9 protein-coding genes and 1 tRNA gene are annotated in these 11,080 nt (G+C 64.9%); 3 read left to right on the top strand and 7 right to left on the bottom strand.

Annotated elements, in window-relative coordinates; genetic code table 11:
- Positions 1 to 121 precede the first annotated feature (121 nt).
- From RHO23_RS04685 to RHO23_RS04655, 7 genes are all read right to left on the bottom strand, one after another.
- Complete coding sequence (locus RHO23_RS04685) at positions 122 to 1,303, bottom strand: nucleotidyltransferase domain-containing protein (protein ID WP_423488733.1); 1,182 nt, start codon at positions 1,301 to 1,303, stop codon at positions 122 to 124.
- A gap of 310 nt (positions 1,304 to 1,613) precedes the next feature.
- A tRNA-Ile gene (locus RHO23_RS04680) sits at positions 1,614 to 1,687 on the bottom strand.
- A 50-nt stretch (positions 1,688 to 1,737) separates the two neighbouring features.
- Positions 1,738 to 3,300, bottom strand: a complete 1,563-nt coding sequence (locus RHO23_RS04675; RefSeq protein WP_423488732.1) for a DUF4153 domain-containing protein — start codon at positions 3,298 to 3,300, stop codon at positions 1,738 to 1,740.
- Positions 3,297 to 4,313: a HAMP domain-containing sensor histidine kinase gene (locus tag RHO23_RS04670; protein ID WP_423488731.1), complete on the bottom strand. Its 1,017-nt coding sequence runs from the start codon at positions 4,311 to 4,313 to the stop codon at positions 3,297 to 3,299. The genes RHO23_RS04675 and RHO23_RS04670 overlap by 4 nt, the downstream gene beginning before the upstream one ends.
- Entirely contained in the window at positions 4,310 to 4,972 is a 663-nt protein-coding gene (locus RHO23_RS04665) for a response regulator transcription factor (protein WP_057968913.1), read from the bottom strand. Before RHO23_RS04665 ends, RHO23_RS04670 begins: the two co-directional genes overlap by 4 nt.
- A 163-nt stretch (positions 4,973 to 5,135) precedes the next feature.
- Entirely contained in the window at positions 5,136 to 6,512 is a 1,377-nt protein-coding gene (locus tag RHO23_RS04660; RefSeq protein ID WP_423488730.1) for a metallopeptidase TldD-related protein, read from the bottom strand.
- The gene (locus RHO23_RS04655; RefSeq protein ID WP_070916292.1) at positions 6,509 to 8,023 is read right to left on the bottom strand and encodes a TldD/PmbA family protein; all 1,515 of its coding nucleotides are present in this window, start codon (positions 8,021 to 8,023) and stop codon (positions 6,509 to 6,511) included. The genes RHO23_RS04660 and RHO23_RS04655 overlap by 4 nt, the downstream gene beginning before the upstream one ends.
- Positions 8,024 to 8,076: 53 nt before the next feature.
- Here RHO23_RS04655 and RHO23_RS04650 point away from each other — a divergent pair, with 53 nt between their 5' ends.
- Genes RHO23_RS04650 through RHO23_RS04640 form a run of 3 tightly spaced genes read left to right on the top strand, consistent with a single transcriptional unit; the run spans position 8,077 to position 11,007 of the window.
- Positions 8,077 to 8,943 (top strand): carbohydrate ABC transporter permease, encoded by an 867-nt coding sequence (locus RHO23_RS04650; protein ID WP_423488729.1) that lies wholly within the window; start codon positions 8,077 to 8,079, stop codon positions 8,941 to 8,943.
- A complete protein-coding gene (locus tag RHO23_RS04645) occupies positions 8,930 to 9,745 on the top strand; it encodes a carbohydrate ABC transporter permease (RefSeq protein ID WP_423488728.1) in 816 nt (271 codons plus the stop codon). Before RHO23_RS04650 ends, RHO23_RS04645 begins: the two co-directional genes overlap by 14 nt.
- Positions 9,745 to 11,007: an ABC transporter substrate-binding protein gene (locus RHO23_RS04640; protein WP_423488727.1), complete on the top strand. Its 1,263-nt coding sequence runs from the start codon at positions 9,745 to 9,747 to the stop codon at positions 11,005 to 11,007. Before RHO23_RS04645 ends, RHO23_RS04640 begins: the two co-directional genes overlap by 1 nt.
- Positions 11,008 to 11,080: the final 73 nt, after the last annotated feature.

Here is an 11,080-nt window from a genome sequence, read left to right as displayed (position 1 = left end):
CAGGCGTTGTGGCTTTACGGGACCTTCAGCGAGGCTTAGAACACCGGCGACAGCAAGCTACTACAGGCGCCTAGTGCCCCAGTTGGCGAATGACGCCGTGCAGTCAAATACATGTGAGCAGCTAGGAAGAGAACACATTCGAGGCCAAGAGTGTCACGAGCATACTCGCGGCATTCCGCGAAGCAATTGCGTGAAAATCGTCATTCTTCGCGCCATCCGCCATGTCGCACACAGACTTGATCACCGTCAACCGCCGACCTACTTCGCCCACCGCGCGGGCCACTCCATACGATTCCATGTCGATCGCGGCGATCTTTCGATGGCGAGTCGCAATCTCATCCCTGAACGCCTGCGAAGCCACCACCTTCTCGCCGGAAGCCATCACATAGTCGCCAGCATGAAGCACCAGACCATTCCCCTTCAAGACGGAGTCCGTCAGCAATGCCGCAGCTTCGCGCGCTGTGTCATCGCAGCGCCGGTAATCATCAGCCAGTCCTTCACCATCATCAAGGATTTTCCTTGGCTCGAAATAGAGAATCTTCTCAGGAATCACAACGTCGCCAAGTTCAACCTTGCCCGGGATTCCACCACATATTCCAACTAGGACTACATGTATAGCTTTCGTTCGAACGAGTGCATTGCGGGTCTTGAGCGCGGCACCCACTGAACCCATCTCGTTGAAGTTTATCACTCTGACAAGGAATCCTTCGGCGTCGAACATAACGGCCCGTTCAGGTCGGGCGAATTTATCGCTATCGACCGTGGCGTAAGTTGATCCTAGTTGAGCACGGATCGCTTCGAACTCCTCGGCTAATGCAGTGACCACAAGAACGTCTGCACGCTCCGTAAAGATTGGGTCGAGGTGGTCATAGACTTGAATAGCGGTCGCTGCGGGAGTCCGTTCTGCCAAAACCGTCTGGACTTCGTACTCGTTCGCCGAATCCTGCCATTCCCCACCAGATAACAACTGAACAGCATCGACCATCGAAACGAGTTGCTCGAAGTCAATCGCATTTATGCGTGAATCGTTCACCAAACCGCGCGCGACTCCACCAATCACTTCGAAGACGTCCAGATACGGCTCTAAATACCGGATGGCTTCTAAGTCTTCAGAGCCGAGGCCGCGAGGGGCCACCAGTAGCAAGTCAATGTCTGAGCGGACACTCCCAGTCTTGTATCTGCGAGAACCAAACAAGTACACGTCCGCGGATACGCCCAATTGATTAAGGAGCTGTAGCAGAGTCTCGCGAAGCGAGATCGAACGTTGAGGAACGCGGCGCCCTGAAGGCAAACTCAGACTCATGGCTCTGATCCTCGCACTGGCCGAGGCTTTTCGAGATCAGTAGTCAGCACCTCGCCATTCGCCGGCGACGGCCCTCAGCAAGGCCCCCTCGTTCCCTTACCTCGGAGAACGTCCGGCGATCTTCCCTTCGACAATGCCTTCAGCCCGAATCGGCGGCGACAATCTGGCCACTCTAAGGTCATGCCCCAAACCGCTACACGACTCGCGAACGGATGCACGTCCAAGCGGCCGATCTGCTAGACCGAACTGTCGCCAAAAGCATTGAAGAGACACCGAATGATCAGGATCGAGCCCCAAACACCGTCTGAAGTAGGGCGGGCGGGGCTCGAACCCGCGACCAATGGATTATGAGTCCACGGCTCTAACCAACTGAGCTACCGCCCCCAGCAGGTCACGACTCTAGCCGATCCCCCGCCACACCCCTGGAACCCAGGTCATCTACCGTCGCGATCCACGTTGCACGACGTCGGCTTCACCTCGGCGGCCCGGATCCTCGCCCGGCTCACGTTGTACTCGTACCAGGGTGCCCCCGCCCGCTGTTGCCCTGCGATCCTCCCCTGCACGCAGACCCGCACCTCCTCGGGCAGTGCCTTCGTGGCCGCGAACGCATCCGAGGACAGACCGCCCATGTACCACTGGTCGATCTTGCCGGTCTGCTCAAAGAATTCGACATTGCGCTGGGCGATATAGCTTTCCGGGTTGAAGATCGCCAGCCCGAGCATCCCGAACGCGCCGACCGCCACCACCGCGGTGGGCAGCCATCGTGCACTCATCCGAATCCCTGCTACCAGGATCAGTACCAACACCACGGCCATGCCCAGCTCGATCCAGCGCACCAGCAGCCGCTCCACACTGAACCCGTAGGCCTTCTCGTACAACGACATCCGGTGAATGGCCGAAACCACGATCACCAACGTGGTCAGGCACAGCCCACCGATCAGCACCCGCAGGAACAGCCGGTCGCGGGCATCATCACGCCCCGCCACTCTGATCGCGACCGCGATCACCCCCAGCACCAGGATGGTGACAAACAGTAGCTGCCAAAAGCCCTGCCGCGCATACTCTGCGTAGGTCAACCCCTCAGTGACCTGCACATGCTCATCTCCCCCGAACAACACCGAAATCTGCACGCCCACAAAGGCGATGAACAGCAGATTCAGCGCTGCCAGCGGCAAGCTCCACTCCCAGCGCGGCAGCTTTTTGGGCTCAGTCGGCGCCAACCGGTCAAAGCTCGGCGGCTTGGACAGCACGTAGATAGCACCCAGAGCGAAGCCGCCGACCAGCACACCGACGAGAACCCGCCCAACCACCTCCCCGAAGGACACTAACGGCAAGACCCCGCTGAGCAACGCCTTGAACCGCGCATCGGCGTCGGCCAGCAGCGCCCCGAACGCCGCCACCAGGCCGAGCGTGATCAGCACGACGATGGCCGCCCGGTCCGGGTTGATCTTGCGCCCCCGCGACATGGCGCGGGTGCCGCGGCGCATCCAGCCCGCAACTCGGAACGGAGCCCTCAGCATCACGAACTGCCCGTAGATCAGCCCCGTCCACGTCCGCGCGGGAGCCAGTGCGTAGAGGAACAGTGCCCCCGATGTCAGGACACACAGCGCGACAAGCCATCCCGCGTCCCGCACGGTCGGCACCACCGCCAGGCTCAGCGCGAGCACCAGCGCACCGATACGGGTGGGCGTCCACTGCACTTTCTGTGTTGCAAAGGCGGCAAGGGCCACCGCGAACGCGGTCAACGTCCAGCCCAGACCCGGGAGCGAGGACCGCCAGCACAGCGCCGCCACTAGACCCGCCCCGATACCGCTGAGTAATGCGCCCTGCGTCATCTTCGAGCGGATGTCCCGCGGCCAGGCCGTCAGAAACCGGGTCGGCGGCCCGAAGATCGGCACCGGAGGGCGTGGCACGGGCGGCCCCGCGGGCCCACCCGGAACCGCAGCCCCCGGGATCGGATATGGGTACGGCGGCGGCACTATCGAACCTGTGGTCATGAGTTCCCCTCCTCGGATTCAAACTGCGGCAATGTGACTCGCACCCGGCAGCCGGGTGCGTCCACGATTTCGATGCGGCCGCCATGCAGATCGACGGCCCATTGCGCGATGGCCAGCCCCAAACCGGTGCCACCGTCGCGCGATCCCCCATGGGTGAATCGTTCAAACACTCGCGATCTTTCGTGCGGCGCGATACCGGGCCCGGTGTCGGCGACCTCCATCAGCAGCGCGTCGTTCTCGATACGCGCGAAGACCGACACCTGTCCCCCGGGCGGGCTGTGCCGGGACGCGTTGTCCAGCAGGTTGGCCACCACCTGGTGCAGCCGGGCGGTATCGGCGACGGCTTCCAAGTCGAACGGCTCGACCGTCACGTGATAGCGCACCTGGCGTCCGGTCGTCTTGGCCTCGGCCACCGCCCCGTCGACGAACTCGCGCACCCCGAACGGTTCGCGTTGCACCGGAACCGATCCGTTCTCGAGTTTGGACAGGTCAAGTAGGTCGTCCACGAGCCGGCCCAACCGTTCGGTCTGCGCCAGTGCGGTTTTCAGTGTCGCCGGGTCCGGCTCGGCCACCCCGTCGACAATGTTCTCCAACACCGCCTGCAGCGCCGTGATCGGTGTGCGCAGCTCATGGGAGACATTGCCGACCAACTCACGCCGGTACTTCTCGGCAGACTGCAGCTCGGCGGCCATGTGATTGAAAGCCGTTGCCAGTTGGCCCACTTCATCGCGGGAGGTCGAACGAATCCGGCGTGAGTAGTCGCCCTGGGCCATCGAGCGCGCCGCCGCCGTCATATCCCGCAGCGGCGAGGTCATGCCGTGCGCCAGGAACCACGTCACCCCGAACGACACAAACAACGCGAGCGTGAGCGCGTACCGCAGCTTCCATTCGGCGGTGATCCACAGCAGGCAGGTGGCGATCAGCAGCGCCACCCCGACCAGCACCGCCGTCTTGAACTTGAAGGAGCGCAACGGATCTAACGGTCGCGGCAGCAGTTCTAGCAGTTGGCTCATCGCGGTACCTCCAACGCGTATCCGATGCCGTGCACGGTGCGGATCAGCTCTTGACCGAGCTTGCGGCGCAACGCCTTGATGTGACTGTCGACGGTGCGCTGGCCCGACGGCAGCCCCTCGCTCCAGCCCCACACCTGATCGAGCAGGCGCTCACGGCTGATCGCCACCCGCGGGTTATCGGCCAGATAGGCCAGCAGATCGAACTCGGTGCGGGTCAGGTGCACCTCGTCGTCGCGGTGATACACGCGGCGCTCGGAGACATCGATGCGCACCTGCCCGATCCGCACATCGGTGCTCGGCGCCGCCACGCGCTCGGTACGGCGCAGCAGCGCGGCCACCCGGGCCACCAGCACCCGCATGCTGAACGGCTTGGGCAGATAGTCGTCGGCACCCACCCCGAGCCCCACCAGCATGTCGGTCTCGGTGCCGCGCGCGGTGAGCATCAGCACCGGGATCGGGGCGTGCGCCTGCACCTGGCGGCAGACCTCCAGACCATCGAGGCCGGGCAGCATGACGTCCAGCACCATCAAGTCCGGCGGGTTCTCGCGGCAATGCCGCACCGCATCGAGTCCGTTGTCCTCGGTGTCTACGGCATACCCCTCGGCGCGCAGCCGCGCGGAAATGGACGCACAGATCGTTGGCTCGTCGTCGACAACCAAGATTCTTCGCTGGCCTTGCACATGAACAGCCTATTTGACGGTTGTGGTGATCGCTGGAGCCTTTTGTGAAGGTTCTGTGGAGGTAGCTGCCCGCCGAGACCGAGGTTGTGGCGCGGATGTGCGAGACGAATCCGCCACAACCTCGGGGTGGAGGAACGGACCCCTACTGCGCGGCGCTAACCGAGGACATGTGGAAGTCCGGGATCCGCAGCGCGGGCATGGCCTGGCGGGTCGCGTAATCGCTCCACTCGCGCGGCAGCGTGTACTCGGTGACACCCACCTGCGACACCCGTCGCAGTAGATCGATCGGGCTCTCGTTGAACCGGAAGTTGTTCACGGCGCCGGTGATCTGGCCGTCACGCACCAGGTACACCCCGTCGCGGGTGAGCCCGGTCAGCAGCAGCGTCGTCGGGTCCACTTCGCGGATGTACCACAGCGTGGTCAGCAGCAGCCCGTTCTCGGTGGCGGCAATCATCTCCTCCAGCGTCGCGCCGCCTTCGCCGGTCATGATGAGGTTGTCGGCGCCGACCGTGGGGGCGGCACCGAACTCGGCGGCGTCGGCACGCGAGTAGCTCAGCGCGTTGATCACGCCGTCACGCACCCAGTCGACGCGCCCGATCCCGACCCCATTGTCGAAGACCGACAACGATTCCCGGGAAATCGGGGTCGCCACAAACGGGCTGCTTTCCAGTCCCGGATACGACGGGTCCGAGTACACCGTGACCGGCAGCTCGGTGAGCCGCTCCCCGAGCCTCGTACCGCCCGGCGCCGCGAAGGCGTTGCGCCCCTCATGCGCGCCGCGCCCGCCCATGGTCCACACCAGATATTGCATGAGGTCGCCGGTGGCCGACGGCGGCAGCAGCGTCTCGTAGCGACCGGCCTTGAGCTCGATCTGATTCTGTGCGGCCGTCAGCCGTTCATTGAGTTGGCGCAGCAGCGATTCGGTGGGCACATCGACGAACTCAGGGGTGCACACCCCGGCCCAGGCGCTGCCCACTCCGCGTTTGGCGTTGATCTCCACCTGGCCAGTGGGCTGGGTGAACCTGCGGCGCAGCCCGGTCGACGAGGCCAAGAATGTGGTCTGGCGTTCGTGACGGGCGTACCCGTACAGGGTGTCGGGGCCGTCGAAGCCCGTCGACAAGTCGGCCGCCAGAGACCCGAACACGTCGGCGCCGGTCGGTGAGATCGCCGCGTCCCAGCTCTCCCCCGCCACATCGCCGGGGCCCAGCAGCGGCATGGCATCGCGCGACGGTGGCGCCGATGCGGCCTCGGCCTGACTGGCCGCCACCAGCTCCGCGAGTGCGGCGGGATCGGCGTCCTCGGTGAGCACCGAGCCGACCCGGGTCTGATCTCCTTGCCGCAGAATCGATACCACCGCGATGCTGCGCTTGACCGACTCGCCGTTGGTGGTCATGGAGCTGCCCGCCCAGCGCAGCGAGGCCTCGCTGCTGTCCTGGATCAAAACGATGGTGTCATCGGCGCCGCCACGTCGAGCGGCTTCCGCCAGGACATCCTCGGCGACCTGCTGTGCGGGGATCACGCGGCACCGCCTTCCTGCTTGGTGTTCAGAATGTTCACGCCGCGGAACAGCGCCGACGGGCAGCCGTGGCTCACCGCCGCCACCTGTCCGGGCTGGGCCTTGCCGCAGTTGAAGGCTCCGCCCAGGCGCCAGGTGGATTGGCCGCCAACGGCTTCCATCGAACCCCAGAAGTCGGTGGTGGTGGCCTGGTAGGCGACGTCGCGCAATTGGCCGTCCAGCTTGCCGCCGCGGATGCGGTAGAACCGCTGGCCGGTGAACTGGAAGTTGTAGCGCTGCATATCGATTGACCACGACTTGTCGCCCACGATGTAGATGCCGTCCTCCACACCGGAGATCAGGTCGTCGGTCGAGCGCTCGTCCGGGGAGGCCTGCAGCGACACATTGGCCATCCGCTGGATCGGCACATGGTGCGGCGAGTCCGCATACGAGCAGCCGTTGGAACGCTCCTGGCCCAGCCGAGGCGCGAACACGCGGTCCAGCTGATAACCGACAAAGATGCCGTCGCGCACCAGATCCCAGCGCTGCGAGGCCACCCCCTCGTCGTCGTATCCGACCGAGGCCAGACCGTGGACCTCGTTGCGGTCGGCGGTGACGTTCATGACGGGCGAACCGTATTTCATGGTGCCGAGCTTGTCGGGGGTCGCGAACGAGGTGCCCGCGTAGGCGGCCTCGTAGCCGATGGCCCTGTCGTATTCGGTGGCGTGGCCGATGGATTCGTGGATGGTCAGCCACAGGTTGGTCGGGTCGATCACCAGGTCGGTGCGGCCGGCCACAACGCTGGGCGCCTTCACCTTCTCGGTGAGCAGCTCGGGGATCTCACGCAGCTCGGTGCTCCAGTCCCACACCCCGTCGCTGCCGATGGCCTCCCAGCCGCGGCCCATCGGCGGGGCCAGGGTGCGCATGGTCTCGAAGGATCCGGTGGCGGCGTCGACGGCGATCGCGTCCAGCTGCGACATGACCCGTACCCGCTGCTGGGTGATGGACGAGCCGAACGTATCGGCGTAGAAGGTCTGCTCCTTGACCGCCGTCAGCGACGCCGAGGCATGGTCCACCCCGTCGGAGGCCAGCAGCCGGGCCGAATACTCCTGCAGCACCGCGATCTTGTCGGCCTGCGGCACTCCGAACGGGTCGATCTCGTATTCGGACACCCACTGGACGTCGGCGTAGACGGGCTCATCGGCCAGCTCGACGCGCTCGCGGTTCAGGCTGCGCAGCCCGCGTGCGACGGCCACGGCCCGGCGGGCGGTGTCGGCGGCCGCGGTGGTGTCGAGCTGCACATGCGAGGCGAATCCCCAGGTGCCGTCGACGATCACCCGCACCGCCAGACCGATGGTGCGTCCGGACACCGCGGTCTCGACCTGCTCGTCGCGCAGCATCAGCTCCTCGTTGATGAGTCGATGGATGCGCAGATCGGCATAGCTGGCACCGGCGGCGCGCGCCGCGTTCAAGGCGGCGTCGGCGAGTTCAGCGCGAGGTAGCGCCAGGAATTCGGAATCTACGGACCGAGTCACGCGCTCAACCGTACCTATGCCACACCGGTGGCTGCGCGCGGTTTAATGTTCCGGTGAGTAGGTCGCGGCAGACAGCCGTCGCATACGGGCTGCTGGCCCCGAGCCTGTTCGGCGTCACCGCGTTTCTCCTGCTGCCGATCCTGGTGGTGGTGTGGCTGAGCCTGTGCCGGTGGGATCTGCTGGGCCCCATCGAGTTCATCGGCCTGGACAACTGGCGTTCGGTGTTCACCGACGGCGGCTTCGGGAACTCCCTGCTGGTGACGCTGCTCTTTGTGGCGCTGGTGATCCCGGTGCAGACCGCGCTGGGGCTGCTGGCGGCGACGCTGCTGGTGCGCGGACTGCCCGGCACCGTGCTATTCCGCACCATCTACGTGATCCCGTGGATCTGCGCGCCGCTGGCCATCGGCGTGCTGTGGCATTGGATGCTGGCGCCCACCGACGGCGCGATCAACGCTCTGCTCGGACAGCGCATCGAATGGCTCACCGATCCCTCGCTGGCGCTGCCGGTGGTGGCGGCGGTCAGTGTGTGGACGAACGTCGGTTATGTGGCGCTGTTCTTCATGGCAGGTCTGCTGGCCATCCCGGGCGATGTGCACAACGCGGCCCGGGTGGACGGCGCGACGGCCTGGCAGCGGTTCCGCCGCATCACCCTGCCGATGCTGCGGCCCACCTTCTTCTTCGTGCTCGTCACCGGAGTGGTGAGCGCGGTGCAGACCTTCGACACGGTGTACGCGCTCACCGGCGGTGGTCCGCAGAACCGTACGGACCTGGCCGCGCACCGCGTGTACGCCGAGGCATTCGAGTCCGCCCACGTGGGGCGCTCGGCCGCGATGTCGCTGATCCTGTTCCTGATCTTGGTCGCGGTCACGGTGATTCAGCACCGCTACTTCAGGACGCGGGTGAGCTATGACCTGGTCTAGGAATGCGCTCGTCTATCTCCTGTTGATCCTGGGCGCAGCCCTCACGCTCGGGCCGTTCCTGTTCGCCCTGTCGGCATCGCTGAAGACGACGCGGCAGTTCTCTGCCGAATCTCCGCTGGCTCCGCCGAATCCGTTCACGATCGCCAACTACGCCGGGCTGGCCGATGCCGGGTTCGGGCGCGCGGCGCTGGTGACGGTGTTGATGACGGCGATCATCGTGATCGGGCAACTGACGTTCTCGGTGCTGGCCGCGTATGCCTTTGCACGGCTGCAGTTCCCGGGGCGCGACGGACTGTTCTGGGTGTATCTGGCCACGCTGATGATTCCGGCGACCGTGACCGTGGTGCCGATGTATCTGATGCTGACGCAGGTAGGGCTGCGGAACACGTTCTGGGCGTTGGTCATCCCGTTCATGTTCGGATCGCCCTATGCCATCTTCCTGCTGCGTGAACACTTCCGCACCATCCCCAACGACCTGATCCGTGCGGCACGCCTGGACGGCGCGAACACGCTCGACATCCTGTGGCATGTGGTGGTGCCGGTCAGCCGACCCATCCTGATCACGCTGACCCTCATCACCGTGGTGTCGCAGTGGAACAACTTCATGTGGCCGTTGGTGATCACCAGCGGCGGCAACTGGCGAGTGCTCACCGTCGCCACGGCGGGGCTGCAATCTCAGTTCAACGCGCAATGGCCGATCGTGATGGCGGCGACCACCGTGGCAATCGTGCCGTTGGTGATCCTGTTCGTGGCGTTCCAGAAATACATCGTCCGGTCCATCACCTTGAGCGGACTCAAGTGATGAAGTCCTCCACCCGCGCCGTCCTGACGCTCGCGCTGGTCGCAGTGCTGCTGTTCGGAATCGCTGGATGGCTAGGGGTTCCGAAGACACCGCACGGCAAGACAGTGGTCACCGTGCGGGTGTGGGACCAGCAGGTAGCCGACGCCTACCGCAGCTCGTTCGACGAGTTCACCCGGCGCAACCCCGACATCGAGGTCGCCGTCACCGTCACGTCGTACGCGAGTTATTTCAACAGCCTGCGCACCGATGTGGCCGGGCACGGTGCCGACGACATCTTCTGGCTCAGTAACGCCTACCTGTCCGATTACGCCGATACCGGGAACCTTGTGCCCGTTGATCGGCAGGCGGGTTGGGATCCGTCGGTCGTCGCCCAGTTCACCCGCGGTGGCAAGCTCTGGGGTGTCCCGCAGCTCAGTGACGCCGGGATTGCGCTGTACTACAACAAGAATCTTCTCGACGAGGCGCAGGTGGACCCGGCCGAGCTCGCGGAGCTGCGCTGGGACGTCGACCCTGCCATCGACACCCTCCGCCCGATGCTGCACCGGCTCACCGGGCCCGGGCATTGGGGGTACAACGCCGCCAACGACTTACAGGGCATCTACCTGAACTATCTCGGATCGGCAGGCGCCGTCTTCCAGGACGACGACAGGTTCGCCTTCGCCAACCCCCGCGCCGAGATGGCATTCACGTACCTGGTCGATCTCATCAACGTCGACAAGGTGGCGCCGTCGGCCGCCGACACCAACACCAACAACGACTTCTCGCGCAACCAGTTCCTGCAGGGTCGGATGGCACTGTTTCAGTCGGGCACCTACAACTTGGCGCAGATCCAGGCCAACGCCACCTTCCCCTGGGGGGTGGCGATGATGCCGGCGGGGCCGCAGGGCCGGATCAGCGTCACCAACGGCATTGTGGCCGCCGCCAATTCGTCCTCAACGCACCCTGAGGCGACCAAACGTGTGCTGGGCTGGATGGGTAGCGCCGACGGAAATGCCTTCCTGGGCCGCAGCGGCTCGGCCATCCCCGCCGTACTCAGCGCGCGCGAGCCCTACTTTCAGTATTGGGCCGGTAAGGGCGTCGACGTGGCCCCATTCTTTGAGGTGCTGAACGGCCAGCAGATCGCGGCTCCGGGCGGGCAGGGATTCGGAGCCGGATTCGCCGCGCTGAAACCGTATTTCGCCGAGATGTTCCTGGGCCGTCTGGACGTGGACACCGCGCTGCAACAAGCGCAGCAGGCGGCGAACAAGGCGCTGGAGAAGTAACTGCGCGCCGAGTGTGCGGATTCGGTCGAGATTCCGCCGAAAATCGACACTATCGGCACACTCGACGCCAACC

The sequence above is a fragment of the Mycobacteroides sp. PCS013 genome (genome assembly GCF_049532645.1).
In the GTDB taxonomy this organism is placed as follows: domain Bacteria; phylum Actinomycetota; class Actinomycetes; order Mycobacteriales; family Mycobacteriaceae; genus Mycobacterium; species Mycobacterium gwanakae.
Note: the sequence above shows the minus strand (reverse complement) of the source record. Positions and strands in the feature narration are given on the sequence as shown.